Origin of the sequence: Pseudomonas sp. MRSN 12121, from assembly GCF_000931465.1 — a bacterium.
GTDB lineage: Bacteria > Pseudomonadota > Gammaproteobacteria > Pseudomonadales > Pseudomonadaceae > Aquipseudomonas.
Window position 1 is genome coordinate 3,572,213 of sequence record NZ_CP010892.1, and the last position, 23,877, is coordinate 3,596,089.

33 protein-coding genes are annotated in these 23,877 nt (G+C 62.0%); 15 read left to right on the forward strand and 18 right to left on the reverse strand.

All coding sequences use genetic code 11. The features are described 5' to 3' along the window. Nucleotides 1–48: 48 nt before the first annotated feature. Together TO66_RS16090 and TO66_RS16095 are read left to right on the forward strand one after the other, a co-directional pair. The gene (locus TO66_RS16090; RefSeq protein WP_044463262.1) at nt 49–1,137 is read left to right on the forward strand and encodes a polyamine ABC transporter substrate-binding protein; all 1,089 of its coding nucleotides are present in this window, start codon (nt 49–51) and stop codon (nt 1,135–1,137) included. Beyond that, nucleotides 1,134–2,435 (forward strand): FAD-binding oxidoreductase, encoded by a 1,302-nt coding sequence (locus TO66_RS16095; protein ID WP_044463263.1) that lies wholly within the window; start codon nt 1,134–1,136, stop codon nt 2,433–2,435. The genes TO66_RS16090 and TO66_RS16095 overlap by 4 nt, the downstream gene beginning before the upstream one ends. Before the next feature lie 222 nt (nt 2,436–2,657). Here TO66_RS16095 and TO66_RS16100 read toward each other — a convergent pair whose 3' ends face one another. After that, a complete protein-coding gene (locus TO66_RS16100; protein WP_044463264.1) occupies nt 2,658–3,182 on the reverse strand; it encodes an SgcJ/EcaC family oxidoreductase in 525 nt (174 codons plus the stop codon). Between the two features lie 170 nt (nt 3,183–3,352). Here TO66_RS16100 and TO66_RS16105 point away from each other — a divergent pair, with 170 nt between their 5' ends. From TO66_RS16105 to TO66_RS16120, 4 genes are read left to right on the forward strand one after another with little or no spacing between them, the layout of a single operon-like run. Beyond that, the gene (locus TO66_RS16105; RefSeq protein ID WP_044463265.1) at nt 3,353–4,537 is read left to right on the forward strand and encodes a sensor histidine kinase; all 1,185 of its coding nucleotides are present in this window, start codon (nt 3,353–3,355) and stop codon (nt 4,535–4,537) included. After that, nucleotides 4,534–5,199 carry a response regulator transcription factor gene (locus TO66_RS16110; protein WP_044463266.1) on the forward strand — a complete coding sequence of 222 codons (666 nt, stop codon included), beginning with the start codon at nt 4,534–4,536 and terminating at the stop codon, nt 5,197–5,199. The genes TO66_RS16105 and TO66_RS16110 overlap by 4 nt, the downstream gene beginning before the upstream one ends. Continuing rightward, nucleotides 5,196–7,523 carry an ATP-binding protein gene (locus tag TO66_RS16115; protein WP_044463267.1) on the forward strand — a complete coding sequence of 776 codons (2,328 nt, stop codon included), beginning with the start codon at nt 5,196–5,198 and terminating at the stop codon, nt 7,521–7,523. Before TO66_RS16110 ends, TO66_RS16115 begins: the two co-directional genes overlap by 4 nt. After that, nucleotides 7,520–7,972, forward strand: a complete 453-nt coding sequence (locus tag TO66_RS16120) for a response regulator (protein WP_044463268.1) — start codon at nt 7,520–7,522, stop codon at nt 7,970–7,972. Before TO66_RS16115 ends, TO66_RS16120 begins: the two co-directional genes overlap by 4 nt. A 27-nt stretch (nt 7,973–7,999) precedes the next feature. Here the strand turns inward: TO66_RS16120 and TO66_RS16125 are convergent, their stop codons facing one another. From TO66_RS16125 to TO66_RS32615, 17 genes are all read right to left on the reverse strand, one after another. Continuing rightward, the gene (locus tag TO66_RS16125) at nt 8,000–9,343 is read right to left on the reverse strand and encodes an OprD family porin (RefSeq protein WP_044463269.1); all 1,344 of its coding nucleotides are present in this window, start codon (nt 9,341–9,343) and stop codon (nt 8,000–8,002) included. Nucleotides 9,344–9,423: 80 nt separating this feature from the next. Further along, on the reverse strand, nt 9,424–10,629 hold the full coding sequence (locus tag TO66_RS16130) for a DUF1624 domain-containing protein (RefSeq protein ID WP_044463270.1): 1,206 nt from the start codon (nt 10,627–10,629) through the stop codon (nt 9,424–9,426). Between the two features lie 355 nt (nt 10,630–10,984). Then, the gene (locus tag TO66_RS16135; protein ID WP_044463271.1) at nt 10,985–11,212 is read right to left on the reverse strand and encodes a hypothetical protein; all 228 of its coding nucleotides are present in this window, start codon (nt 11,210–11,212) and stop codon (nt 10,985–10,987) included. Nucleotides 11,213–11,409: 197 nt separating this feature from the next. Next, entirely contained in the window at nt 11,410–11,781 is a 372-nt protein-coding gene (locus TO66_RS16140; RefSeq protein ID WP_044463272.1) for a Mor transcription activator family protein, read from the reverse strand. Next, nucleotides 11,778–12,230: a gp16 family protein gene (locus tag TO66_RS16145; RefSeq protein WP_044466060.1), complete on the reverse strand. Its 453-nt coding sequence runs from the start codon at nt 12,228–12,230 to the stop codon at nt 11,778–11,780. The genes TO66_RS16140 and TO66_RS16145 overlap by 4 nt, the downstream gene beginning before the upstream one ends. Then, on the reverse strand, nt 12,227–12,445 hold the full coding sequence (locus TO66_RS16150) for a hypothetical protein (RefSeq protein WP_044463273.1): 219 nt from the start codon (nt 12,443–12,445) through the stop codon (nt 12,227–12,229). Before TO66_RS16150 ends, TO66_RS16145 begins: the two co-directional genes overlap by 4 nt. Before the next feature lies 1 nt (nt 12,446). Next, nucleotides 12,447–12,887: a hypothetical protein gene (locus TO66_RS16155; RefSeq protein ID WP_044463274.1), complete on the reverse strand. Its 441-nt coding sequence runs from the start codon at nt 12,885–12,887 to the stop codon at nt 12,447–12,449. Between the two features lies 1 nt (nt 12,888). After that, nucleotides 12,889–13,278, reverse strand: coding sequence for a DUF2528 family protein (locus tag TO66_RS16160; protein WP_052506129.1), 390 nt, complete (start codon nt 13,276–13,278; stop codon nt 12,889–12,891). A gap of 1 nt (nt 13,279) precedes the next feature. Then, the gene (locus tag TO66_RS16165; RefSeq protein WP_044463275.1) at nt 13,280–13,897 is read right to left on the reverse strand and encodes a DUF3164 family protein; all 618 of its coding nucleotides are present in this window, start codon (nt 13,895–13,897) and stop codon (nt 13,280–13,282) included. Further along, a complete protein-coding gene (locus TO66_RS16170; RefSeq protein WP_177330380.1) occupies nt 13,890–14,552 on the reverse strand; it encodes a hypothetical protein in 663 nt (220 codons plus the stop codon). Before TO66_RS16170 ends, TO66_RS16165 begins: the two co-directional genes overlap by 8 nt. Continuing rightward, the gene (locus TO66_RS16175) at nt 14,552–14,836 is read right to left on the reverse strand and encodes a hypothetical protein (RefSeq protein ID WP_044463276.1); all 285 of its coding nucleotides are present in this window, start codon (nt 14,834–14,836) and stop codon (nt 14,552–14,554) included. The genes TO66_RS16170 and TO66_RS16175 overlap by 1 nt, the downstream gene beginning before the upstream one ends. Next, the gene (locus TO66_RS16180; protein WP_044463277.1) at nt 14,829–15,149 is read right to left on the reverse strand and encodes a hypothetical protein; all 321 of its coding nucleotides are present in this window, start codon (nt 15,147–15,149) and stop codon (nt 14,829–14,831) included. Before TO66_RS16180 ends, TO66_RS16175 begins: the two co-directional genes overlap by 8 nt. A gap of 1 nt (nt 15,150) precedes the next feature. Then, on the reverse strand, nt 15,151–16,332 hold the full coding sequence (locus TO66_RS16185) for an ExeA family protein (RefSeq protein WP_044463278.1): 1,182 nt from the start codon (nt 16,330–16,332) through the stop codon (nt 15,151–15,153). Then, nucleotides 16,332–18,107, reverse strand: coding sequence for a DDE-type integrase/transposase/recombinase (locus TO66_RS16190; RefSeq protein ID WP_044463279.1), 1,776 nt, complete (start codon nt 18,105–18,107; stop codon nt 16,332–16,334). Before TO66_RS16190 ends, TO66_RS16185 begins: the two co-directional genes overlap by 1 nt. Before the next feature lie 2 nt (nt 18,108–18,109). Continuing rightward, complete coding sequence (locus tag TO66_RS16195; protein WP_044463280.1) at nt 18,110–18,997, reverse strand: DUF3102 domain-containing protein; 888 nt, start codon at nt 18,995–18,997, stop codon at nt 18,110–18,112. Between the two features lie 11 nt (nt 18,998–19,008). Further along, nucleotides 19,009–19,311: a helix-turn-helix domain-containing protein gene (locus tag TO66_RS16200; RefSeq protein WP_044463281.1), complete on the reverse strand. Its 303-nt coding sequence runs from the start codon at nt 19,309–19,311 to the stop codon at nt 19,009–19,011. A gap of 12 nt (nt 19,312–19,323) precedes the next feature. Next, entirely contained in the window at nt 19,324–19,593 is a 270-nt protein-coding gene (locus tag TO66_RS32615; RefSeq protein ID WP_082061102.1) for a DNA-binding protein, read from the reverse strand. A gap of 122 nt (nt 19,594–19,715) precedes the next feature. Here TO66_RS32615 and TO66_RS32620 point away from each other — a divergent pair, with 122 nt between their 5' ends. From TO66_RS32620 to TO66_RS16235, 9 genes are all read left to right on the forward strand, one after another. Continuing rightward, nucleotides 19,716–20,183 carry a helix-turn-helix domain-containing protein gene (locus TO66_RS32620; RefSeq protein ID WP_082061103.1) on the forward strand — a complete coding sequence of 156 codons (468 nt, stop codon included), beginning with the start codon at nt 19,716–19,718 and terminating at the stop codon, nt 20,181–20,183. 20 nt (nt 20,184–20,203) lie between these two features. Beyond that, on the forward strand, nt 20,204–20,875 hold the full coding sequence (locus TO66_RS16205) for a hypothetical protein (RefSeq protein ID WP_052506130.1): 672 nt from the start codon (nt 20,204–20,206) through the stop codon (nt 20,873–20,875). Nucleotides 20,876–20,894: 19 nt separating this feature from the next. After that, nucleotides 20,895–21,428, forward strand: coding sequence for a hypothetical protein (locus TO66_RS16210; protein WP_044463282.1), 534 nt, complete (start codon nt 20,895–20,897; stop codon nt 21,426–21,428). A gap of 132 nt (nt 21,429–21,560) precedes the next feature. Beyond that, nucleotides 21,561–22,028 (forward strand): structural protein, encoded by a 468-nt coding sequence (locus tag TO66_RS16215; protein ID WP_044463283.1) that lies wholly within the window; start codon nt 21,561–21,563, stop codon nt 22,026–22,028. Then, nucleotides 22,025–22,264 (forward strand): hypothetical protein, encoded by a 240-nt coding sequence (locus TO66_RS16220; RefSeq protein WP_044463284.1) that lies wholly within the window; start codon nt 22,025–22,027, stop codon nt 22,262–22,264. Before TO66_RS16215 ends, TO66_RS16220 begins: the two co-directional genes overlap by 4 nt. A 195-nt stretch (nt 22,265–22,459) precedes the next feature. Next, nucleotides 22,460–23,059, forward strand: a complete 600-nt coding sequence (locus TO66_RS16225) for a hypothetical protein (RefSeq protein WP_044463285.1) — start codon at nt 22,460–22,462, stop codon at nt 23,057–23,059. Nucleotides 23,060–23,065: 6 nt separating this feature from the next. After that, nucleotides 23,066–23,284 (forward strand): TraR/DksA C4-type zinc finger protein, encoded by a 219-nt coding sequence (locus tag TO66_RS32625; RefSeq protein WP_038632464.1) that lies wholly within the window; start codon nt 23,066–23,068, stop codon nt 23,282–23,284. Continuing rightward, nucleotides 23,281–23,586 carry a DUF2730 family protein gene (locus tag TO66_RS16230; protein ID WP_044463286.1) on the forward strand — a complete coding sequence of 102 codons (306 nt, stop codon included), beginning with the start codon at nt 23,281–23,283 and terminating at the stop codon, nt 23,584–23,586. Before TO66_RS32625 ends, TO66_RS16230 begins: the two co-directional genes overlap by 4 nt. Then, complete coding sequence (locus TO66_RS16235) at nt 23,583–23,876, forward strand: hypothetical protein (RefSeq protein ID WP_028684132.1); 294 nt, start codon at nt 23,583–23,585, stop codon at nt 23,874–23,876. Before TO66_RS16230 ends, TO66_RS16235 begins: the two co-directional genes overlap by 4 nt. Nucleotide 23,877: the final 1 nt, after the last annotated feature.

Below are 23,877 nucleotides of genomic sequence, written 5' to 3' on the forward strand. Positions count from 1 at the left end.
GGACTACACGTGCGCTTCACAATAAAAATCGAAACGAGGGGAATCGCTATGCGTCTTTGGAAATCAATGGTCCCGCTGGCCCTGTCGGTGCTGGTCGGCGCCACGGCCCAGGCCGAATCGAAAGTCAGTGTGTACAACTGGACCGACTACATCGGCGAGACCACCCTCGCCGACTTCCAGGCCAAGACCGGGACCCGGGTGATCTACGACGTCTTCGACTCCAACGAGACCCTGGAGGGCAAGCTGCTGGCCGGGCGCACCGGCTACGACGTGGTGGTGCCGTCGAACCACTTCCTGGCGCGCCAGGTCAAGGCCGGGGCCTTTCTCAAGCTCGACCGCCAGCAGTTGCCGAACTGGCAGAACCTCGACCCGAAACTGCTGGCCCTGCTGGAGCGCAACGACCCCGGCAACCAGTACTCGGTGCCATACCTGTGGGGCACCAACGGCATCGGCTACAACGTCGACAAGATCAAGCAAGTGCTGGGCGTGGAGCAGATCGACTCCTGGGCGGTGCTGTTCGAGCCGCAGAACCTGAAGAAGCTCAGTCAGTGCGGCGTGTCGATGATGGACTCACCGGATGAAGTGTTCCCCGCCGTGCTCAATTACCTGGGCCTGGACCCCAACAGCGGCAACGCCGAGGACTACAAGAAAGCCGAGGCCAAGCTGCTGGAGATCCGTCCGTACATCACCTACTTCCATTCCTCCAAGTACATCTCCGACCTGGCCAACGGCAATATCTGCCTGGCCCTGGGGTACTCGGGCGACGTGTTCCAGGCCGCCAACCGCGCCAGGGAAGCCAAGAACGGGGTGAAGATCGCCTACGCGATTCCCAAGGAAGGCAGCAACCTGTGGTTCGACCTGCTGGCGATCCCGGCGGACAGCAGCAACCCCAAGGAGGCCCACGCCTTCATCAACTACCTGTTGGACCCACAGGTGATCGCCAAGGTCAGCGCCGCGGTCGGCTATGCCAACCCCAACCCGGCGGCCCGGCAGTACATGGACCCCGAGCTGGTCAACAACCCCGAGGTCTACCCGCCCCAGGCGGTGCTCGACAAGCTGTACATCTCCAGCACCCAGAGCCCGCAGATCATGCGCCTGATGACCCGCTCCTGGAGCAAAGTGAAGTCCAACCAATGAACCAGCACAGCCCTGCGCAACACACCCGCTCCTACTACGCCGCGTCGGCCAATGCACTGCCGGACTACCCGCCGCTGAGTGCAGAGCTTGAGGCCGACGTCTGCGTGATCGGCGGCGGCTTCACCGGGGTCAACACCGCCATCGAGCTGGCCCAGCGCGGCCTCTCGGTGATCCTGCTGGAGGCCCGGCGCATCGGCTGGGGCGCCAGCGGGCGCAACGGCGGGCAACTGATCCGCGGCATCGGCCACGACGTCAGCGGCTTTGCCCGCTACGTCGGCGCCGAGGGCGTGCGTTACCTGGAACAGGCCGGCATCGACTCGGTGGCGCTGGTCGGCCAGCGCGTGCGCGAACACGGCATCGAGTGCGACCTGCGCTGGGGCTTCTGCGAGCTGGCCAATACCCCGGCGCAGTTCGCCGCGTTCCAGGCCGAGCAGGAACACCTGGCGGCCCTGGGCTACGAGCATGAAACCCGCCTGGTAGCGCCGCAGGACATGGCCCGGGTGGTGGCCTCGACGCGTTATGCCGGGGGCTTGGTGGACATGGGTTCGGGGCACCTGCATCCACTCAACCTGGTGCTCGGCGAAGCGGCCGTGGCCCGGGCGCTGGGGGTGCGGATCTTCGAGCAGAGCCCGGTGCTGGAACTGATCCACGGCGAGCGCGCGCAGGTGCGCTGCGCCCAGGGCAGGGTCCGCGCCGGCAGCCTGGTGCTGGCCTGCAACGCCCACCTCGACGACCTGGAACCGCGCCTCGGCGGCAAGGTGCTGCCGGCGGGCAGCTACATCATCGCCACCGAACCGCTGGCGCCGGCCCTGGCCGCCGAGCTGATCCCGCAGAACCTGGCGCTCTGCGACCAGAAAGTCGGCCTCGACTACTACCGGCTCTCGGCGGACCGGCGCCTGTTGTTCGGCGGCGCCTGCCACTACTCCGGGCGCGACCCGGCGGATATCGGCGCCTACATGCGGCCGAAGCTGCTCAAGGTGTTCCCGCAGTTGGCCGACGTGCGCATCGACTACCAATGGGGCGGCAAGATCGGCATCACCGCCAACCGCTTCCCCCAGGTCGGGCGGCTGCGCCAGTACCCCAATGTGTATTACGCCCAGGGTTACTCCGGGCATGGGGTCAACGTCACCCACTGGACCGCGCGCCTGCTGGCCGAAGCCATCCACGCCGGACACAGCCAGGGCCTGGACATCTTCAGTGCCGTGCCACACCTGACCTTCCCCGGCGGCCCGGCCCTGCGCGCGCCGCTGCTGGCATTGGGCATGTTGTGGCATCGGTTGCGCGAGGTGCTGGGCTGACGGCAACAACGCGGGTGAACGGACCACCGCTATCGCCGGCAAGCCTGGCTCCTACGGACGTACGCGCCAGGCATCGAATGCACCGCAATCATCCCCGGCACGTCAGCGCTGCCACTCACACCGCCCCGCGCAACCGGCACGGCGCGCCCGGCCCATCCGACCATGGCTGGAAACAAAAACCGGGCACCGGGCCCGGTTTTCAAATGCTGCGGCACAACCTGATCAGCGATGGCTGGCCTGCAGTTGCGGCTGGGCCTGGGGCATCGCCGAGGAATGGTGGTTGAGGATCTTCCACTGGCCGTCGACGCGCTCGTAGAGGAAGGTGTAGCGCGCCTGCACCTGGCGGGTCGCGCCGCCGGCGTCGAGCAGGGTGAAGGTGTAGACGCCGCTGTCCATGGCCGCATCGGCGCCCAGGTGGCGGATTTCCCGGTAGTTGATCTGGCCCACCGGCTTGCCCGCGAGGAAATGCTCGAAGTAGTCCTGGATCTGCGCCGGGGTGGTGCGCACCTGGTTGGACACGGTCGGCTGCAGGATCGCGTTGGCGGCGTAAAGACTGGTTACGTTTTTTGCGCTGCCGCTTTGCAGGGCCGCGTTCCAGCGGTCGAACAGGCTGGCGATCTCCCGGTCGCCCTGGCTCTGCGGCTGGGCGGCAACGGTGCGGTACACATACGGCGTGGCGTCCAGGGCCTGGGCCAGGGGGGCTGCCAGGGTCAGCAACAGGGCGATGGCGGTGCTCTTGAGTTTCATCGGAACGCTCCAGTGGGTTTCAATGCGCCCACTCTGCCCGCCCGTCGCTGCCGCGCCATCGGCCAACCGGTGCCGGCGGCCTATGCCATTCGGCAGATAGGCCCACGGCCGGCAAGCGGTTTTAATGCCCGCTCGCGAGCGCACGCCCTTCAACGCTGGAGCCCCCTTTCATGCCAAGCCCGACCCACGACCCCGGCAGCGCCCTGGCCATCCGCACCCAGTATCGCCAGGCCCAGAGCCGCGCCGCGCGCCTGCGCCTGCTGGTGGACACCGGCCAGGAACTGACCCGGCTGCCGCCCGCGGCCATGCGCCAGCGTGCCCTGCAACGGGCCTGCGCCTTCATGGCGATGGACCATGGCCTGCTGCTGGAATGGCGCGCCGAACAAGCGCCCCACGCCAGCGCCGAACATGGCCACGGCGAGCGTCTGGCGGCCCTGCACGGCCTGGGCTGTGCCACGGCCCTGCACCCCGAATGGCTGGCGCCGGCGGACAGCGCCCTGCCCCAGGTACTGCGCATTCCCCTGCCCGGGGCCGACGGCCAGGCGTTCGGCGCATTGCTGCTGGCCAACAGCGTGCCCCTGGCCGCCGCCGACGGCGAAGACCTGGAATCCCTGCAACTGCTGGCCACCCTGCTCGCGGCGCACCTGGAGAACCAGCGTTTGCTGGAGGCCCTGCAAGCCCGCGAACGCACCATGTCGGAGCTGGTGCATCGCCTGTTCAGCGCCCAGGAAGACGAACGCAAGCGCGTGGCCTACGACCTGCACGACGGCCTGGCGCAAACCCTGGCCGGGCTGCACCAGCGCCTGCAGGGTTTCGCCGGGCGCTGCCCGACATTGCCCGAGACATTGCACGACGAACTGCAGGCGATCCTCGCCCTGGCCCAGGGCTGCGTCGGCGAGGGCCGGCAACTGATCGGCGGCCTGCGTCCCCATGTGCTGGACGACTTCGGCCTGTACCCGGCCATCGACAAGGAGGCCGACCGCCTGCGCGACGCCGGTATCGAGGTGCACTGGCAGCGGCAGTCCCGCACCCGCCTGCCCGGCGCCAGCGAAATCGCCCTGTTCCGCATCGCCCAGGAAGGCATCAACAACATCCTCAAGCATGCCCGGGCCGGTCGCGTCCAACTGAGCCTGGAAGTGGCGCACGCCCAGGCGACGCTGGCGCTGCAAGACAACGGCATCGGCTGCGTCCAGGACAACCGGCAATCCGAGGGCGACGACCAGCACCTGGGCCTGGCGACAATGCGCGAGCGCGCCAGCCTGCTGGGCGGCGAGCTGTCGTGGCACAGCGTCCCCGATGGCGGCACCCGCCTGCTGGCCCGCGTGCCGCTGCCCGACACTGGAGAAACCCCATGACCCCTGCCCTGCGCCTGGTGCTGGCCGACGACCATGAAGTCACCCGCACCGGCTTCGTCGCCCTGCTCGCCGGCCATCCCGAGTTCGAGGTGGTCGGCCAGGCCCGCGACGGCGAGGAAGCCCTCGACCTGTGCGAACGCCTGCAACCGGACATCGCCATCCTCGACATCCGCATGCCGCGGCTCAACGGCCTCGGCGCCGCGCGCCTGCTAGGCCTGCGGCAGCCGGCGGTCAAGGTGGTGATCTTCACCATGGACGACAGCCCCGACCACCTGGAGGCGGCAATCGCCGCCGGCGCGGTCGGCTACCTGCTCAAGGATGCCAGCCGCACGGAAGTGCTCGCCGCCCTCGCCCAGGTGGCGCGCGGCGAAGAGGCCCTCAACAGCACGGTCAGCGCCCGCCTGCTGCGGCGCATGGCCGAGCGGGCCGGCAACGGTCACCCGACCGCCGCCCTGACCGCCCGCGAGCGCCAGGTGCTGGGCCTGGTGGCGGGCGGTTTCAGCAACCGCGAGATCGGCGAAAAGCTCGGCATCACCACCGGCACCGCCAAGGCCCATGTGGAACGGGTGATCGGCAAGCTGGGCGCCGCCGACCGTACCCAGGCCGCGGTGCGCGGCATCGCCCTGGGGCTGGTGGCGCAACCCGCGGGAGACTGGCCATGAGGCTCCTGGCGAGCCGGCACTGGCTCGACCTGCCGCTGCGCGGCAAGGCCCTGGTGGTGATTTCCCTGCCGCTGGTGGTCCTGCTGCTGTCACTGGTGCTGATCTACATCACCGAGCGCCAGACTGCCCGCGCCGAGGAAGACGTGCGCCGGGTGCTGCTGGTGCAGGGCGACATCCAGACCGTGCACACCCTGCTCGCCGAGGCGGCGGCCAGCGTGCGCGGCTACCTGCTGACCCGCCGCGAAGACTTCCTGCCCAGCTACGAGCGGGCCCAGCCGCTGATCCGCGCCGCGCTGCAACGCCTGGACCACAACATCCGCGACGCCAGGATGCGCGACCACCTCAAGGCCATCACCCCGCTGATCGGCCACAAGCTCGACGGCCTGGTGGCCCTGCGCAACGGCCGGCCCGACGACAGCGCGAGCATCACGGCGATCCTGATCGAGAACAAGCAGGTGCTGGACGTGCTGCGCGAGCAGATCAGCGCCATGCGCGTGCGCGAGGACGGCCTGCTCGCCGAACGCAGCGCCGCGGCCTCGGCGACCCGCATGCGCCTGCTGCTGGCCACGCTGCTGGCGGCGGTCTGCGGCCTGTTCGGGGCGATTGTCGCGGTGCTGTTCCTGTCCAAGGGCATCGTCGCGCGGGTGCAGCAGGTGCAAGGCAACGCCCAGCGCCTGGCCCTCGGCCAACCGCTGCGACCGCAGGCGCCGGAACAGGATGAGATCGGCCAGCTCGGCACCCGCCTGGTGGAGGCCGGGCAACTGCTGGCCGAACGCGAGCGGGCCCTGCGCGACAACGAGGAGCGCCTGCGGCTGATCATCGACGGGGTCAAGGACTACGGGATCTTCGCCCTCGACACCGCGGGCCGGGTGACCACCTGGAACGCCGGCGCCGAGCGGATCAAGGGCTACACCGAACAGGAGATCATTGGCCGGCACTTCTCGCTGTTCTACCTGCCGGAAGAATGCCCGGCGCACCCGGACATGGCCCTGCGTGAGGCCACCCGCGACGGCCATTACATGGAAGAGGCCTGGCGTTGCCGCAAGGACGGCAGCCGCTTCTGGGCCAGCGTGGTGATCACCGCGCAATACGACGCCAGTGGCGCGCTGCGCGGCTTTTCCAAGATCACCCGCGACATCACCGACCGCCGCGCGGCGGAAATCGCCCTGCGCACCGCCCGCGAGGAAGCCGAGAGCGCGAGCCGCGCGAAAAGCCAGTTTCTCTCGCGCATGAGCCACGAGCTGCGCACCCCGCTCAATGCCATCCTCGGCTTCGCCCAGCTGCTGGAGATGGATTCGCCCGGCGGCCGCAGCCCGCAGGTCGGGCACATCCTGCGTGCCGGGCAGCACCTGCTGACCCTGATCAACGAGGTGCTGGACATCACCCGCATCGAGGCCGGGCACCTGCCGCTGAACGTCGAGCCGATCGCCCTGGCCTCGGTGCTGCACGAGACGCTGACGCTGGTCTCGCCGATGGCCAGCGACGCCGGTGTGCAACTCGATGCCCTGCCCGTGCTGGACGAACGCAGCGCGGTGATCGCCGACCGCCAGCGGCTGATCCAGGTGCTGCTCAACCTGCTGTCCAACGCTATCAAGTACAACCGGCCCCAGGGCCGGGTGCGGATCGCGGTCACCGTCGTCGGCGCGCAGATCGAAGTGGCGGTCAGCGACACCGGCGCCGGTATTCCCCTGGAACGCCTGGACCAGTTGTTCCGCCCCTTCGAACGCCTGGGTGCCGACCCGCGGGTCGAAGGAACCGGCCTGGGCCTGGCCCTGAGCAAGAGCCTGCTGGAAACCATGGACGGCAGCCTGCGGGTGCACAGCACCCCGGGCCAGGGTTGCTGCTTCACCCTGCAACTGCCGTTCGCCCGGCTCGCCACGGCGGGCGTGGCGCCACCCTTCGAGCAGCCAGCCTCGGTGCTAGCGCCCCGTGCCGAGGCCGTGGAGCCACGCGGCCAGGTGCTGTGCATCGAAGACAACCTGTCGAGCCTGGCGCTGATCGAAACCCTGCTGCAACGCCGCCCGGGCATTCGCCTGCTGTCGAGCATGCAAGGCCAGATGGGCCTGGACCTGGCGCGCCAGCATGCGCCGCAGCTGATTCTGCTGGACGTCAGCCTGCCGGACCTGACGGGCCTGGAGGTGCTGCGCCGCTTGCGCGAAGCGCCGGCCACCGCCAGCACCCCGGTGCTGATGATCACCGCCGACGCCAGCGCCCTGACCCACCGCGACCTGCTCCAGGCCGGGGCAACGGCGATCCTGACCAAGCCGATCCATATCCCGGCGTTTCTCGCCCACCTTGAGCAACACCTACCGGAGCCCGCATGAACCACGACCTGCGCATCCTGATCATCGACGACCAGCGCCCCAACCTCGATCTGATGGAGCAACTGCTGGCCCGCGAAGGCCTGCACAACGTGCTCAGCAGCACCCAGCCGCTGCGCACCCTGGACCTGTTCAACAGCTTCGAGCCGGACCTGGTGATCCTCGACCTGCACATGCCCGATTTCGACGGTTTCGCCGTGCTCGAACAACTCAACCGGCGCATCCCGGCCAACGATTACCTGCCGATCCTGGTGCTGACCGCCGACGCCACCCGCGACACCCGCCTGCGCGCCCTGGCCCTGGGCGCCCGCGACTTCATCAGCAAGCCGCTGGACGCCCTGGAGACCCTGCTGCGGATCTGGAACCTGCTGGAAACCCGCGCCCTGTACAAGGCCCTGCGCCAGCAGGTGCCGGCGCAACAGATCGAGCTGCTGCGCCGGCATCGGCCGTAAGCCGCTCGCGCGGAGGGCGAGACCGCCTCAGAACCGCCCGCCCAACGGATACTCCAGCGCCAGCCGCAACTGGTCGGCATCCAGTTCGGCCTGGGCGCGGTTGCCGCGATGCACGGCGTGGCGCAGGGTCACGGCGAGGTTTTTCGCCGGGCCCGACTGCACCACGTACCTGGCCTGCAGGTCGCGTTCCCAGTGTTTGCCGCCTTCGCCATAGCCCAGCCAGGCGTAGCCGCCGCGCGGGTCCATGTGGCGGCCGTCGATGCCGCTGCCGCGCACATACAGGGCGCTGAAGGTCAGGCCGGGAACGCTGTAGCCGGCCATGTTCAGGTCGTAGCGGGCCTGCCACGAGGCTTCTTCGGGGGCGTTGAAGTCCGACAGGGCCACGGCGTTACTGAGCAGGATCGCGCCGCGGGTGACGTAGTCGTAAGGCGTGTCGCCATCGACTTTCTGATAGCCCAGGCCAAAACTGTGGGCGCCGCTCCTGTAGGTCGACATCAGGCTCCAGGTGCTGTTGTCGATACGCCCGGACAAGGCCTTGCCAGTGTCCTGGGTGCGGTACAGGTTGAAATCGAACGTCAGGTCCTGGCCCTGGCTCAGCGGCAGGTTGTAGAGCGCACCGAGATATTGCTGGCGCCAAGTGTCTTCGTACAGCGCGCTGAACAGACTGGCGTTGAGGCCCTTGATCGAGGTGTTGCGCACGCCGATCAGGTCGAAGCTGTCGCCCTGCTTGCCGTTGGAATAATTGACCACGAAACCCTGGTCGTGGCTGCTGGCATTGCGGTCGGTGCTTTCGTTGAAGTGGCCGCCGTACAGCGTGGTATTACTCAGTTCGCGGCTGGTGAGGAACCAGCCGGTGGCGGTCTCGGGCAGCAGGCGGCTGTCGGAGGAACCGAACACCGGGGTCTTGACCCGCTGCTCGCCGTAGCGCAGTTCGGTGGAGGAAAAGCGCAGCTTGGCCACCGCGCCGCCGCGGCTGAATTCATCCTTGGGGTGGCCGTCGTTGTCCACGCCCAGCAGCCGCGCCTTGCCGGCCCGGCCACCGCCGCTGTCGAGTTTCCAGCCGGAATAGACGTGGGCGTCCAGGCCAAAACCGAGGGTGCCCTGGGTGAAACCGGAGCTGTAGTCGGCCATCAGGCCGTAGGCCCACTCCTCGGCCAGGTCGCTGCGTTCGGCGCGGGGTTTGTAGGCGTTGCGCGCGCCGTTGCTCAAGGAACCGTGCTCATAGTCGCGACGGTCGTAGAGGCTGCGGTTGAACAGGCTCCATTGGCTGTCTTCGATAAACCCCTTGGCATTGTCCTGCTCCGCGGCCAGCGCGAGCAGGCTCTGGCCGCCCAATGCCAACAGCAGGGTGTGTCGGGTCAAGGTCTTCACGGTCGAACTCCGGAAAATCGATAAAGGGCGGGCGATAGCAGGCAGTGCGCCGCTGTACGGGCGCACCACCGGGACCCCGTTCAGAGGTATTTGAGGATCGCGATATCGCGGCGACGCTGCTTGAGGCCTGCGAACCAGCGGGTCGGGAAGAACAGCAGCACACCGAGGATCAGGCTCCACAGCCAGACCCCGGACAGGTTGTCGAAGCCGTAGTAAGTGCCCTGGTTGGCGCCCCAGATGGCCACGGCCACCAGGTACAGGGCCTTGAGCACGTACAGGTGCAGCAGGTAGAAGAACATCGGCGCGCCGCCGTAGATCGCCAGTTGCGCGGTCGACCAACGATCCTGGGCCTTCTCGAAGTACGCCAGGAGGATCAGCCCCAGGCCCAGGGTCGGCATCAGGAACATCAGCGACGGCGGGTATTTCCTGGCGCTCATGAAGCTCATGAAAGTACGCAGCGCATCGCCGGTCTGTACCCAGGGCTTCTCGCCATAGACGTTCAGGTAGCGGATGAACACGAAGGCCAGCAGCAGGCCGACGCCGACCTTGAGCAACCGCGCAATCCGCGCCGCCGGCTGCACATCCTTGCCGAACCAGGGGCCTATGGCCCAGCCCAGCAGGATCACCCCGATCCACGGCAGCACCGGGTAGGTGGTGCGGGCCCGGGTGAACTCGGTGAGGTCGATGAATACCCGCTGGTGCAGGATCGACCAGGGCACGAAGAATGGCGACTCGGGGCCCACCACCACCTCATCCAGCAGGTTGTGCCCGGCGACGATGGCGACGCCCAGCACGATCAGCCAGCCGCGCTTGAAGTGCAGCAGGCCGGCCAGCACGATCATGCAGATACCGATGCACCAGATCACCTGCAGCCACAGGGTCTTGGGCGGGAACTCGGCGTTCCAGGCAAAACACACGAAGGTCAGTTCGAGGAACACCAGGAACAGGCCGCGCTTGAGCAGGAACACCGAGGTTTGCCCGAGGCTGTGTTTCTGGCTGTAGAGCCAGGCCGACAGGCCGGTGAGGAAGATGAACACCGGGGCGCAGAGCGTGCTGAGCAGGCGGGTGAAATACAGGTCCGGGGTCACGCTCAGGGCGTCGATCGGGTCGGTCACCTGGCGATGCAGGAAGAAGGTCTCGCGCACATGGTCCAGCAGCATGCACAGCATGACAAAACCGCGCAGGGCATCGATCGCCAGCATCCGCGTATTGGCCATGGCCATGCTGCCCGCCAGCGCAGGGGAGGCAACGCCCGCCTGCCCTGCCAGTCCGGTAGAAAGAGTCATATCGCTCACTTGTGTCGAAGGTCGTTGGGCCGGGGTAAAACCTGGCGCTGATTCAGGACAAGGGGGCATGCCACCTGCCCGGGCGATATCGGTCGTGCCGGGGATGTCCCGGAACACGTGTCGCCGGCCGCCGCTCGAAGCCTTGTGGGCCACACCGCGAAAGGTCCGGCGCAGACGCTGGCGCGCCTTGTCGCCGCCTGGGTGGGGATGAGCCACCCGGATGCAAAATGTTATCAGATAACATTTCGTTTTGAACAAAAAACCGCGCCACGCCCGAAAACTCATGCCCCGGACAAACGACAACGGCGCCCGAGGGCGCCGTTGTCATGTGTTCGGGCCAGACCGCCCGGGAAACTCAATCATCGTCGTCATCGTCGCGATCGCGACGGTGATGACGCTCGTAGCGACGGTCACGACGGTCGTCGTCGTAATCCTGGCCCTGGTCGTTGTCACGGTAGTAGCGGCCATGATCGCGCCAGCGGTCGTGGTCGCGGTAATAGCCTCGATCGTCATCCCAATGGGTGTAGCAGCCTCCTAGCAACAGGGTGGACAGGGTCAGGGTGAGTAGCGCGAATCGCTTCATGGATGGGTCCTGGTGTTTAGGAGTGAGATAAATACAGGGGTAGGTGTGAGGTAAACCCGAGACATTCCGGGATCTGGTGGTCCATGGTGGTATGGGGTTTGTAAATGTGTTGCAGCAGGTGCAATTAGGTTTGGCCCCGGCCAGTGCCTGGTGATCGGGGCGCTAGGTGGAAAGGTAGCGCTCTTTTCTGCTGGTGACTACTCTTCGTCGTCCTCTTCAAAAGATGCGAACAGATCGCCCTGGTTGCGAGCAATTATTGCCAGCCGCATCCTCTTAACGACCTTGTAGACGAACGCCAGCGAGAGATTATGTTTCATGGCCAGCTCCCGCTGGTTACGCCCCGTCCATTCATCAAAGATTTGTTGGTGCAACTTCGAGGCTTGCAGGTGAATGCCTTTCGGCATGTAGAGAACCTGCCCTCCCCAGACGTTAGCCATCAGCATAGCCACTTCATTGCCGTGAGCCTCGGCAAGTTCAGGGCTGATGTCTAGGGTTTCCTTGGCAGACTGAGCCACATGATCGGCGAGGGTCTGGAGAAGCTCACCCGGAGCGCTACAGGGCGCTTTCATACGACCTCCTTATTGGTCACACGGTGCTGCCACTGTTTCAGGTTCTCGATCACTCGACTTGCCTGGGGGACGCTGAGCCATTGCAGCGCAGACACCTTTGTCATGCTTTTTACGAAGCTGGCCAGGGCTGCCTCGGACGGATCGCGAACCGCACCCAGGTCATGCAGTGCCAGCCACAGCGAACGGATCTTCTTGGACTGCTCATCATTAGCTTGTGGCCGCTTACCAGCCTTGTTTGGACGAGGTTTAAAGCCCTTCTGCTTGAGCTGCTCCAAAACCCTCAGCAGGTTTGGAACGCTCAAGTCAGCGGTGGACGTCGCGCCGTCCAACCCCGTCATTCCAGCCAGCATCAGGCGATACGTATCGTCATCCATGCGCAACTCACGCCGTGCAACATGGATCATCTTGATGTAACGCAGGCGGATAGGATTGGTCGGCGCGGCGCTCATGCCCACCCCCCGCGTTCCATCAGATCGATAGCGGCTTGCTGAGGATCTTCGATATCGCCGTAGGACAGTTCCCGAATGAAGTCCTCCAGCTCACTCTTGTCGTTGATCGCATTCCCCGACGCCCATGCAGCGACCCGAAGCCTGCCAATCTCCCGTGGGATATCGTTGCCCATGCCCTCTACAACGAGGGTGTCAAAAGTCTCTTTCTCACTCATGTCACACCCCCTCCGGCGTAATTCGCCACCTGCTATGCAGGCGATCAGTCGGGACACATTCAAGGCGCTCGATGTTACTAAGTCGGCCAAGGAACAGTTTCTCTGCCAAGCGCTTCACCGGATATTCATAGTCATGAGTGCACGACACACGCTTGCCGTTCACGGTGCTGGTGACGTAGCCGTTCCAGTCCTGACGCACCGAAACTTCAATAGGAATGAGTGGCTGAACCGAACGCACCGGATACTTGACCCAGCCGGTACGACCTTTCCAGAGATACTCGACATCGCTACCGATCTTCAGCTCGGCCAGATTGGTGACTTTAAAACCGCCCCATATATCACTCTGGTATGGCCAGCTTTCGGTGACGATGCCCTCTTCATCGACAGTCCACACAAGGAAGTCTTGGTGATGATTCTGAAACTCGATCAGTGTCTTGCTCATATCAATCCTCCTGGAACTCAAGATCGAGATCGACTTCTATGTCAGCACTGAGCAGGCGAATGCCGCACCACCCGAATGGTTCATTACCTTCAGTTCCGCCCCAGCCCTCTTGGTTGTGCAGGTTGTCTCGCGTCCAACACCCTGCCGCCTCGGTGGTGTTACAAGTGCCGCCACCAATCTCCAGAAAGGCAAAGACCAGTTGTCTGGCTGCCATCTTGATGACAGCCATGACAACATCTTGATTGGCTTCACTAAGGCGCCACTTCGAATCCGACCAGTACTCATTGATCAGCGTGGCACGCTCAACAGTGAGCTGGTCATGATTGACCTCCAGGGTGATTTCCCAATCTTTCCAGGTGTCTTTCAGTGTGTATTTCTTGAGGTTCGCCATATCACACCACCGCCAGGTCAAGAGGAATGGCCCGGTACTCGTCGGTGCCATTGACCCGCTCATAAACGCGGATGTACACGGCAATGCCAGATACCAGGATCGAGTCTTTCACAGCTTTCATCGCTGCTTTCCAGGTGTCGTCATCGATCTCCAAGCGCAGCAGATCAAGGACATCTGAGGTCTTGATCTGGCCATTACGGTTTGGGCTGAAGGTACGGTCTACGATGGCCAGCAAATGGTTGTCCGCGCCCTTGCTCCAGGTCTTGATGCAGTCGTACACCATGACCTTGGCGACCTCCATTTCCTCGGTGAAGGTCAGCCGGTCCGCGTGCGAACGCACAACCTTGTACTTGCCGTCATAGGTGGTGATGGTCACGTTGCCTTTCTTGCCGCCCATCTGGACGCCGTAGCGTTCGCCCGCGATGCTGATCAGATCGGCGATGTCACCGAGCGATTTTTTCTTGAAGTTCTTCAGGTCCAGGTGCAGCTTTTTGGCCGCTTCAGCAAGCTCTGCTGCTACCTGGTCGCGCAGCTTGTCCTGCTCGCGCACCTGGTCAACCGGGACCAGGTGGCCAACGGCATTGCGGACAAAGCCTTCTGGAATAATGAGATCAGACATGGCGTTCTTCCTTTTGGGCGCTTGCTGCAGCGCGGTCGAGTCGGTCAATTTCAGCGAGGATCAAGGCACCGGCCTTGACCAGGTTGCGGCGTTGGTCTTTAGGCCTCCAGGTCACGGCCATCCACGGCCATGACTCGGGAACGATGCGCATGGCGCCCTCGGTTTCAGTGGCTTGGACGAATGCCTCGGTGGCATAACAAGCCGCTGCGATAGCCAGGTCACCGTCAACGAACTCCTCATCTTGCTCGGGATAAAAGCAATGAATCTGGATCTGGCGGATACGCTCGGCCAGCACGCTCTGCAGTGACGCCGGGGCGTTCTGCGCGTATTCCGTTTCGCTGAAGGCCGCGTGGTCCGCCGCAATCAGCCGGTAGATATCGCGGATCACGCTGTCATCCTCAATCGCACCGTCAAACGCTTGATCCACGATCCAGGCGAGCAGCTGTTCATTGATCTCAGCGGGCATGCCGCCGACAGACAGGCCATAACGGTCGATGTGTTTGAGCAGCACTGAAACATGCTGCATGGCTTCCTTCCAGTACAGTGCGGGAGCCTCAGAGCCAGCAGCTGTCCGCAGTACTTCTATTAGGCCTGGAGTTTCGGAGACAACAGCTTTCCGCAACGTGTCGATTGAGGTTTTAAGAGCCTGATTCATCAGTGAACCTGCCTTGCAGCGTGGGCTGCCATCTGCTGTTGGTAGTAGTCGCCGAGCCGCTGCATCTCGCTATAGATGTCGCTGTAGTTACCAGCGAGCTGCAGCTTGGCGAGTCTCACCAAAGTCGTGTTGAGGGAGTGGACCTGCTCTTTCAGTTCGATGATCTTCAGGTCTTTACCGAACAGCTCATCGTTGGCCCGTTTCAGCTCAGCCCGAACCTGTTGCTCGCTGAGAAGGTCCGGGTTGCAGAGGGTCGAACATGCGTGAACGATGACGTCATTCATGATCCTGCTCCTTCACCAGGGAGTACCAAGCGACATCAACGCCGCGTACCGTCGCGGTGTGACAAGTGAACCGCCCCCTAGACGAGCTGCGCATGCGCCGCAGTTCATGCCCAAATCGCCGCGTAAACAGCTCGACGCTGGACTGGTCGATAAAGATCTTGTTGTCCAAAAACACCAGGTGTTTGATCTCGATGCCAGCCCCGCGGATCTCGCGGGTCAGCTCGTTGAAGGCCGACAGTTTCACGGGAAACTCTTCCGTCAAGATGCTCGGCGGCAGTGTCACTTGAACCCCGACCAGGTACAGAGCGGCCATGTCACACCCCCTTCACAATGTCGGCGGTGATCATCGGCGCGCCCAGCTTGGCGGCGAGATTCATCGACGCGACTACCAGGTTGCCGATGGCCAGCGGGTACAGCGACGAAACAGTCTCGTCACGTCCACCGCGCTTGCTTGGCTGCGACAGACGTTCAGCAATCGCCTGGATACCGCTGGCGTCGATAACATCGTCGAGCGCTTTGTTCGCACGTTCGAAACGAAACTTCAGGAACTCCCCCAGGCGCTCGCCTGCAATTGGCTCCAGGTCGATCCGTTCGCAACGCTGCACCACCTCGCGCACGTCGGCGTTGCGCTCGCTGAGCTTCATCAGAAGCTCTGTCTGAGCGATCATGATGATGCTGATCAGCTTGGTGAAGCCGACTTCCAGCTCAAGGAAACGCTTGAGATGTTTGAGCGTCGAGACCGGCAGGCTGTGCGCTTCTTCGATTACCAGGCAATGGCGATACCCGGCCGCAGTGGATTCCTTCAGCGCCTTGTGCAGCTGGGCGAAACGCGCCTCGGGGCTGCTCTTCACTTTTTCCAGGGGTGCCACCGCCGCCATCATGGACTCGGCAATGTGCGTGCTTTTCAGCGGTTTGCCCTTGGCTTCGCTGTCTTCCGAGGACAGGACATAGGGCTCGATGATGATCACCGGGTCATTGTTCTCGGTGATCCGGTTCACCAGGTCACGGCGCAGCGTGCTTTTGCCTGCACCTGACTGGCCGACGACAGCGAGGAACCCGCCGTGACGCGCCGTCTGATACATGAACTCCCGCACGTAGCGGATTTCAGGGCTGAGCCACATATCTTGCGTGCATTGCAGATCACTAAAGGGATCGCGGAGCAGGCCGAAGGCTTTCCGTGTATTTGGCTGTAACGTCTGCTTTGGCAGTAACATAGGTTCGTCCTCCCCGGACGGCTCTTCATTAAGGGCCGGATCTGCCGTGTTGGCGCACGGCAGGTCCACTTCTTCAAAGGCGTTGGCGATGTCGGCATCGTTGGCGCCGGCTTCGGTCAGGAACACACGGATGCGCCCCTGCAGTTCGTCGCAGTCAAGGCTGCGTGGCCACTGACCATGGTTCAGCAGTTGGGCGACCGAAGCACCGCTGAGGTTCAGCGACTCGGCCAAGGCCCTTTGAGGGCGGCCCACCCCCTGCAGAATTTGCTTCAGCTTCAACATCACTGACCTCCAGCTGCAGCCCGTACCAGGCTGAGTGGTGTACGGGTGACTTCAACGGGGCGTTTCAGCTCAGCTTCGATGTCATCGAGCTTGTCTTGGGGAACGCCCTCGGGGTATTCCCGCTGCAGCCAACCAAAGGACTCACCGGACCAGAGATTGGCCAAGCGTGGTTGAAGCAACTTCGCCGCCTCGACATGGGTCAGCAGCGCATGCTCTACGGTTGGCGCGTTGACACTGAGCGACGTACCACGACGCGGCATGTAGGCCGGCAATACGGTGTCGCTGACGTGTTTATGCGGATCGATTAGGCCGCCGAACGGCACGGCCTTGGCCTTGCGTGCAGCTTCGGCGTCGGCTTCGCTGGTGGTGCCGGTAGCGATCTGTTCCAGGACTTTGCGCGAGACCTGGGCAGGCGTCTCGGCGTGGCGCTTGTACTGCTCGCCAATGGTTGCTGAGGTCTCCGCGAACCCGAATTGGTCGATTCCGATCCGGTCGATTACGTGGAACTGTTCACGGCCGTCCTCACCGACCAGCACAGCAATGGCGGTGTCCTTGTCTCGCCAGCAGTTGCGAGTGATCAGCAGCTTTTCAGCGACCATCACACCGGGTACAGAGCTGACATCGAACTGAGCGCCCCGGAACGAAACCCGCAACAGGTTGCTGACAGTGCGGTATTCCGGTGTGCTGACCGCCAGATCCCGGCAGACCTCAACGCTGGGTGCCAGGCGCAGCTGTTCCTGCGTGATCAACTGCCACACGCCATAACGAGTGCGCCGGGTGCGGGTGTGAATCGCGGTCGCGTTGTAATAACGCATCCACTTTCCGGCCCAGGTGTTGATTTGCTCCAGGCTGTTCGCGGCCTGGAACTTCAGCGCACTCTCAAACTCGCGCTCAACGATGTTGTGCGCTTGCTCGACCTGTCCCTTGGCCCGCGCATTGCCGACCTGGTTAATGATCAAATCGATGGACATGGCACGGCAGAGGTTACGGAACATGCCGCTGGTCATCGCCGCGCCGGGGTCGGTCATCAGCATCAATGGCACACCGTGGAATGGGTCTGACTCGTGGCGCTTCTGCATCGCGTTGATCAACACGGCGCACAGATTCTCGGCCGACTCAGCACCCAACACGTACTCCAGGTACAGGGTGCCGCTGGTGTGGTCGGTGATCACATAGCGCCACAGGCGTTGGCGTTCGATCTTCTTCAGATTGCCGGGTTTGCCGTCATAGAACTCGGCCTTGTTCATCGCCTGCGCCCCATTGTCGGCGAGGTAGAACTGCGTCGAGATCGACGCGTCCACCTGCCAAACGTGGTTGGGGTGATTGCTGGCCAGCGATACCGCAGGGGTGTCCTGCAGCAACTGGTCAGGGTGGAGCTTGTAGCTTTTCAGGGCGCGGGCGATGGCGCCATTCGTCAGCGGTTGAAACAACCCGGTGGCTTCATCAACTCGGCCCGCCATGATCAGCCCATTACTGCGCAGACGCTCAACGGCTCGTTCGATGGTAGACAGCTGTTTGTTGTTGGCGCGGATCGACTCCAGCAACACAGCTGAAATCTTCTGCGCTTCGTCCAGCGGTAAGGCGCTGCATCCAGCATCACTGCGACGTTTGCGTGGTTTGGTCACTGAGACCTCCTTCAGCTTGCGCTGTAGGGTTTGGATTGAGATACCCAGCTCGGCAGCACCCGCCTTATAGATAGCGGTACGTTGACCGTGGGGGGTGTTGGCTGCCAGCTGGGCGATTTGGGCCAGAAGCTGGGTCTGAACCGGGTTCATGTTCAGGCCTCTTCCGCAGCCATCCAGACGGGGTCGGTATCGGCCTGGCGTGCGGGCAGATGGAATTCACTGCGAATGCTGGCGAGGACGATTTCCAACTGATGGATCAGGCCGGCCTGGAAGGTACGATGGTCTTGGCCGGCATCATTGGCGTGTTCCGCCATCTTCATGAAGCCTTCGCGCAACTTGCCCAACGAGGTCGATTCGACTTCAAACGCAAGGGCCGTCACTTCAACGCGCAGCTCCTTGATAACTACGTCCAGGGGCTGGCCCTGGATACGCTTGCGGGCGACATCGAGTTCGTCCTTGGCTTGTTGCAGATCACTGGAACGCTTCGCCAGCACTTCACCTTGTGCCTTGGCGTTTTCGCGGGAGTCACGAAGCGCGGCACGCAGCTCGCGGCTGGTCATCCGGTCTATGTCTTCCAGGGACAACCCGGCAACAGTTCCCCCCTCTGCCAGGGCTTCCAGGTCTTCGTCATCCTCGGCAATCAGCTCAAACAGCTTGGTCTTACCCAAAAGCGCCAGCGCTGGCGCTTTTGCCTCAAGTTGAGGTGACAGGTACTTGAGAGACGCCTGCATCATGCGTTGGGCTGTCCGCTCCGGCATGCCGAGCTGTTCCCGAACGATCTGTTCAAACTCGCCATATGGCTCGTTTTCCTTGAGGACAATCAGGCGCTTACCCGCTTCCAGCATGGCCTCGGCACTTTGGGCCATGTAGAAGCGGGCCTCGTTGATCAGTCGGGTACGCTCATAAGGGAGACCATCACCGAACTGGTTCATGACTACGGCGCAGTTGTCCGCCATCAGGTTCTGATTGGCCGTAAGTACTTCGCCATCCAGAGGGGTAGTTTCAACAGTGGGTGCGGGTTGGCTTTTAGTGCGTGCCATGGTGTTTCTCCTTAGTTCATCGAGCCAGCGGCGATGCGCTGATTGGTTTCCTGCATGCGCTGGGTCAAGCGCGCCATGTGTTCAGCGTGGGCCTGTGCGATTTGCAACATGCCGATTGAATGGGCGAAGCGACCGTTATCCAGCTTCACGGCCAAGCCTTCCTCTATGAGGGTCTGCATGGCGCGGCTGATATTGCTGGGGCTGTCTTCTGTCAGCTGGGTGAGTTCGGTATTGCTGAGGCCCGTGATGGTGTGGCCTTTCAGGGCTTTGAGTACGCGCAGTGCGCGGGCGGCGGCAGAAACAGGTTGAGTCATGAATGGCTCCGGTTACGCGGCTTTAGCTGCGACAGCTGGTTTTGATTTGGCGCGGGCGGGATTGGGCTTCAGCCCCAGGGCAACAGCTACGTGGTGTGCTTCGCCACGGTGGCCCTTCAGTCGTCCGCGCAACAGGTCGACAACGGTCATGCGATCAAAGCCTAGGGCCCTGGCCCATTGAGATTTGCAAATGCCATGACTCACAAACCAGGCATTGGCGCTGGTGGGTGTTTGTGGATACGGCAGTGGCGCCGAATCAAGTGACGTTGCGGGGCCGTTCATGGCGCCTCCTGTGTGGTAAATTGCGGCTTTCTTTGGTGGTCTACTGCGGATGCGTTCTTGGCTCACAGCCTCGCTTTTCGTTGTGGTTAAGCGGGGTGATGTGTTGTCCTCTGTGGTGAATAATGGGGAACAAACGTTCCCATGTCAATCTGTATAGAGGAACAAACGTGCCTTTTTTTGGGGATCGACTGCGTAAGGAAAGGGAGCGCCTTGAGTTGAGCCAACAACAGCTAGCGGACTGTTGTGGTGTGACCATGCGATCACAACGAAACTATGAAAAAGGCGAACGACAGCCTGATGTTTCGTACTTGAGTGCATTTGAAAAAGCTGGCGGGGATGTTCTTTACATCGTCACTGGGAAGTATTCGGGCGATAGAGATGAACTGAGCAAGCGCTCAGCAGAGATTGACGTCGAAAGATTGGCTCGAATTGCTGACATGCTCGAAGAACTCATACAGCAGACTAAACGTCGATGGCCTGCACGAGAGTTGGCTATAACTGCGGCAGAGGTTTACAACATTTTGGTTCCCGAACAAGAGCTAGATGGGGCTCAACTTGGGAAGATTTTGAAGCTAGTGGTCAATCGCTGATGTAGTAGATGGAGGTTTTTATGCTGGGTGAGGATGAAAAGCTGGATAAGATTAAGGCAAGGCTGACCGAGAGTTTCGGTTCATTTCCTTTGGCCGAAAATGACGCGCCTCCATCGCAGATAAAGGTAAAAGGGAATAATGCGAATATTAACTTCGGCACACAGCTTAACTTTCCTGAAAAACCACTACCGCGAGCCCTGCTAGCTGTCCAACGAAAAGAGCTTCATGAGTTGCGAGCTAAGTGTGAAGAGCTTGGGGATGATCCGTGGGAAACTTGGCGTAGTGTTCATGCTCATTTGTCTGTCAGCTCAATTGATGAGATCTGTGCAGAGGATTTTCAGAAGGCAAAAAATGTTCTTCAAGATCGGCTTGAGCAGTTGCAGGAGATCGCTGACAAGCGGCGCCTCACGGACCGGATATTACGGTTAGCAGCAGAGAAAGACGCGACAAGGGAAATGAATGACTTTTGCGACTTGACGTTTGGGCGAACCGAGCTGACGCAGCTCAAGCGTGAAGAGTTACGACAGATCCTTGGATTCCTTAAGAGTATCCAAGGTCAGTCAGTCCCTTCCTCAGCCCAGGGGGGAGGTTCCTCTGGAGTATTGGCGCTTCGAGAGTTCTTGATTACATACAAGTGGAATTCGTTTGGTCTGTTTGTTTTTGGAGTTCTAGTCGGAAGATTTTGGTTCTAATGTAAACAAGGAGATATTTATGGCAAAGGTAAAGCGCAGAACTTGGAAGGATATGGGGGCGGCTGAAAAGGCTGCCCTGGTCTCGTTATGGGTACTTGTAGCTGGAGCGTTGTATTGGTTTGTTGTGGCTACCTCAGCTCGCCCACAACCCGAGGCAGAATCGAAATTGGAGCCAGTTAAGGCCGTAAGCACATATACAGGCGCAAGCAAACAAGCTCTTCTTAGTGCAAGCCAGCACGTTGCGGACCTGGATAAGGCGATGGCCGATAGTATCGCCGTCCTAAAAAGCGGCCAGTTGCAGGGCTTAAATACTCAGAGCCGATTATTCAGTTCATTGGTTGACTCTGGCAAAGCTCAGTTCGGTGACTCAGTTTTTGAGCCGCTCGGGCAGTGCTTCTCTGCTGGTATTTATGCTCGGGCGTGGTGGCAGTCTCAGATGATTGCTGCGAATAATGCCGGAGTGGAAAAGATTCCTGGCTCAATCCAAGACGCCTTGAACTCATATAAGGCTGCTCGCGATGCGTGTTTGGTGTCCGCTACCCCTACAGCTTAAATAGACAATGAGTTGCTCTTAAAAGGGACTCTTTAAACTCGATTAAAAGCCTTCCTGTACCGCGCCGCCGATTATGGCGGCGTGTGTATTTCTGGCGTCCGAAAACTACGGCGCCATTACAGGAGGCGTCCGATGCGACCCGAAACCCCTCGCGGCATCCGCAATTTTAATCCCGGCAATATCCGACATGTAAAAGGCACCCGCTGGCAAGGCATGTCGGCGAACCAGAATGACACGGCGTTTGTCCAGTTCATTGGCCCCCAATGGGGCATCCGAGCCCTGGCTCGCACCCTGATCACCTATCAGGACAAGCATTATCTGCGCACCGTCCGCCTGATCGTCGGTCGCTGGGCGCCACCGAACGAGAACAACACCGAGAGCTACATCCGCCAGGTCGCGACCCGTGTCGGTGTATCGCCTGATGGCCTGATCGACGTGTACGACTACCGCACAATGAAGGCTTTGGTGGAAGCGATCATTCGTCATGAGAACGGTGCTGGCCCGCTCTCCGAGGGCAACTGGTACGGCGAAGCGCTGATCAATGAAGGCCTGCACCTGGCAGGCATTGTCCCCGACGCCTACCACGGGGAGCCGGCATGAAGCTGATCGACAACTGCCATTGCTGCTGGAAGCTACACAGCGTCCAGCTGGCCATCGTTATCGCGCTGCTCGGTCTCGCCCAGGCCACCATCTTGCCGATGTGGCAAGCGCAACTTTCTTCATCGACTTATGCGGCCCTCAACAGCGGCTTGGCTGTTCTGCTGTTCATTGCTCGCCTGCTCAAGCAAGGCCCTCCTGACCAGGCCGAGCAACCAGACCAGGAGGTTTCGTCATGAGACTGAACCTCTTTGGTCGGGCCTTCGCAGCACTGCTGGCGGGGCTCGCGGGTGTTTGTCGTTGGCCCACTCCAAGCACCGCTGCCGGAACCTGGATCAGGTCCGGCGTCATGCCCCTCTATCGCCACGGCAAGACCGGCATTGCAGCCGCCAAGCGCCGTGCGCGGAAGTCCCGCAACCGTATGAGGCAGCGCCATGGTGCTTGAACGGTTGCCTACAGGACTCCTTGTCGCCGGCCTGGCCTGCGTGATCAGTGCAGCGGCTGCCGGCTCAATCGCCTACGGCTTCGGGTTTCGGTACGCCGAAGCCCTGGGCAATTCCGACCTGCAGTCATTCAAGGCCACGCAGGCAGTACAGGCCGGGGCGGCGGAAAAGGAAAACCGTCTGCAGCTGCTGCAGCAAGTAACCCGTGCCAATGAGACCGAGGCCTTGCTGCTCACCACACTCGAACGACACGCCGAAGAGAAACGCCAGCTCCAGGAGCGAATCCCCCATGTCACAACGAAATACATTCCAGCGCCTGGCGCTGTCGCTAAGCCTATCCCTCGTTGCGTGTTCACTGCTGGTTGGCTGCGCGACTTCAACACCGCCCTCGGTGTGCCCGCCCCAGGACCGGGCACCGCTGTCACCGCAGCTGAAAAAGCGGCCTGGCCCGCCACCGGCTCTGAAGCCGAACTATTGGAAAGCGGCGTCACTCCCTCCGACATTCTTGCCCACGCCCAGGACTACGGCTTGTGGGCCCGATCCATCCTCGCCCAATTCAATGCCTTGCTTGATCTCCAGGAAAAGGACTGACGCCCTATGGATGTAGCTGAACCCGCTACAGATGACGACATCAGCGATGCGCAATTGCGCGTGCGCAACAGCGACCTTCGACGAGGCTCCGGCCGGTCGGCTTATCGCTGCGAGGAATGCGGTGATGCGATTCCTGAAGATCAACGCCAGGACAGCCCTGGTATCGAACATTGCTTTGACTGCATAGACGCCTTGGAACACTTGGCCACACGGGGTTTTGAATGAATCTGAACGAACTCAACTTCGGTTTCCAGACCGTGCAATGGCTGGTCCTGGCTGTACTCGGTATTTACACCTGGATGATCAAACGAGATGCCGCCAGCGCCCAGGAACTGCTGGAGCTGCGCACGCGCATCGTCGCCCTGGAAGAACACGTCCGGCACCTGCCTGACCAGACCGCCGTCACCGATCTGCTGGGCGACATGAAGGCGGTACGGGCCGAACTGTCGGGGGTCAAGGAAGCGCTTGGCCCTTTGGCCCGTTCGCTGGACCGGATCAATGATTACTTGCTGCGAGAAAAGATATGACCGAATTCGCTTCCTTTCTGCGTGAAGACTATCGCCTGGTGATTCTGCGCCTGCTGGCGGAAACGACCGGATACCGTGCCAACAGCTCGGTGCTGAACATGGCCCTGGACAGATTCGGCCACACCCTCAGCCGCGACCAGGTGAAGACCGAACTGCACTGGCTGGCCGAACAAGGCGCGGTGACTGTTTCCGATGTCGGCCCTGTGTTGGTGGCCACGCTAACCGAGCGTGGCCAGGACATTGCTGCAGGACGCGCTCGCGTCCCAGGCATCAAGCGGCCGGGGGCATAAC

Excerpts from the sequence above, each read along its gene's own strand:
- TO66_RS16090 (WP_044463262.1), top strand. The coding sequence starts at position 49 with ATGCGTCTTTGGAAATCAATGGTCCCGCTGGCCCTGTCGGTGCTGGTC.
- TO66_RS16120 (WP_044463268.1), top strand. The coding sequence starts at position 7,520 with ATGAACCACGACCTGCGCATCCTGATCATCGACGACCAGCGCCCCAAC.
- TO66_RS16230 (WP_044463286.1), top strand. The coding sequence starts at position 23,281 with ATGAATCTGAACGAACTCAACTTCGGTTTCCAGACCGTGCAATGGCTG.
- TO66_RS16160 (WP_052506129.1), bottom strand. The coding sequence starts at position 13,278 with ATGGCGAACCTCAAGAAATACACACTGAAAGACACCTGGAAAGATTGG.
- TO66_RS16200 (WP_044463281.1), bottom strand. The coding sequence starts at position 19,311 with ATGACTCAACCTGTTTCTGCCGCCGCCCGCGCACTGCGCGTACTCAAA.
- TO66_RS16190 (WP_044463279.1), bottom strand. The coding sequence starts at position 18,107 with ATGAACCCGGTTCAGACCCAGCTTCTGGCCCAAATCGCCCAGCTGGCA.
- TO66_RS16110 (WP_044463266.1), top strand. The coding sequence starts at position 4,534 with ATGACCCCTGCCCTGCGCCTGGTGCTGGCCGACGACCATGAAGTCACC.
- TO66_RS16140 (WP_044463272.1), bottom strand. The coding sequence starts at position 11,781 with ATGAAAGCGCCCTGTAGCGCTCCGGGTGAGCTTCTCCAGACCCTCGCC.
- TO66_RS16105 (WP_044463265.1), top strand. The coding sequence starts at position 3,353 with ATGCCAAGCCCGACCCACGACCCCGGCAGCGCCCTGGCCATCCGCACC.
- TO66_RS32625 (WP_038632464.1), top strand. The coding sequence starts at position 23,066 with ATGGATGTAGCTGAACCCGCTACAGATGACGACATCAGCGATGCGCAA.
- TO66_RS16210 (WP_044463282.1), top strand. The coding sequence starts at position 20,895 with ATGGCAAAGGTAAAGCGCAGAACTTGGAAGGATATGGGGGCGGCTGAA.
- TO66_RS32620 (WP_082061103.1), top strand. The coding sequence starts at position 19,716 with ATGGGGAACAAACGTTCCCATGTCAATCTGTATAGAGGAACAAACGTG.
- TO66_RS16115 (WP_044463267.1), top strand. The coding sequence starts at position 5,196 with ATGAGGCTCCTGGCGAGCCGGCACTGGCTCGACCTGCCGCTGCGCGGC.
- TO66_RS16135 (WP_044463271.1), bottom strand. The coding sequence starts at position 11,212 with ATGAAGCGATTCGCGCTACTCACCCTGACCCTGTCCACCCTGTTGCTA.
- TO66_RS16095 (WP_044463263.1), top strand. The coding sequence starts at position 1,134 with ATGAACCAGCACAGCCCTGCGCAACACACCCGCTCCTACTACGCCGCG.
- TO66_RS16150 (WP_044463273.1), bottom strand. The coding sequence starts at position 12,445 with ATGAGTGAGAAAGAGACTTTTGACACCCTCGTTGTAGAGGGCATGGGC.
- TO66_RS16155 (WP_044463274.1), bottom strand. The coding sequence starts at position 12,887 with ATGAGCAAGACACTGATCGAGTTTCAGAATCATCACCAAGACTTCCTT.
- TO66_RS16215 (WP_044463283.1), top strand. The coding sequence starts at position 21,561 with ATGCGACCCGAAACCCCTCGCGGCATCCGCAATTTTAATCCCGGCAAT.
- TO66_RS16225 (WP_044463285.1), top strand. The coding sequence starts at position 22,460 with ATGGTGCTTGAACGGTTGCCTACAGGACTCCTTGTCGCCGGCCTGGCC.
- TO66_RS16220 (WP_044463284.1), top strand. The coding sequence starts at position 22,025 with ATGAAGCTGATCGACAACTGCCATTGCTGCTGGAAGCTACACAGCGTC.
- TO66_RS16195 (WP_044463280.1), bottom strand. The coding sequence starts at position 18,997 with ATGGCACGCACTAAAAGCCAACCCGCACCCACTGTTGAAACTACCCCT.
- TO66_RS16130 (WP_044463270.1), bottom strand. The coding sequence starts at position 10,629 with ATGACTCTTTCTACCGGACTGGCAGGGCAGGCGGGCGTTGCCTCCCCT.
- TO66_RS16175 (WP_044463276.1), bottom strand. The coding sequence starts at position 14,836 with ATGAATGACGTCATCGTTCACGCATGTTCGACCCTCTGCAACCCGGAC.
- TO66_RS16185 (WP_044463278.1), bottom strand. The coding sequence starts at position 16,332 with ATGTTGAAGCTGAAGCAAATTCTGCAGGGGGTGGGCCGCCCTCAAAGG.
- TO66_RS16170 (WP_177330380.1), bottom strand. The coding sequence starts at position 14,552 with ATGAATCAGGCTCTTAAAACCTCAATCGACACGTTGCGGAAAGCTGTT.
- TO66_RS16235 (WP_028684132.1), top strand. The coding sequence starts at position 23,583 with ATGACCGAATTCGCTTCCTTTCTGCGTGAAGACTATCGCCTGGTGATT.
- TO66_RS16205 (WP_052506130.1), top strand. The coding sequence starts at position 20,204 with ATGCTGGGTGAGGATGAAAAGCTGGATAAGATTAAGGCAAGGCTGACC.
- TO66_RS16165 (WP_044463275.1), bottom strand. The coding sequence starts at position 13,897 with ATGTCTGATCTCATTATTCCAGAAGGCTTTGTCCGCAATGCCGTTGGC.
- TO66_RS16100 (WP_044463264.1), bottom strand. The coding sequence starts at position 3,182 with ATGAAACTCAAGAGCACCGCCATCGCCCTGTTGCTGACCCTGGCAGCC.
- TO66_RS32615 (WP_082061102.1), bottom strand. The coding sequence starts at position 19,593 with ATGAACGGCCCCGCAACGTCACTTGATTCGGCGCCACTGCCGTATCCA.
- TO66_RS16145 (WP_044466060.1), bottom strand. The coding sequence starts at position 12,230 with ATGAGCGCCGCGCCGACCAATCCTATCCGCCTGCGTTACATCAAGATG.
- TO66_RS16180 (WP_044463277.1), bottom strand. The coding sequence starts at position 15,149 with ATGGCCGCTCTGTACCTGGTCGGGGTTCAAGTGACACTGCCGCCGAGC.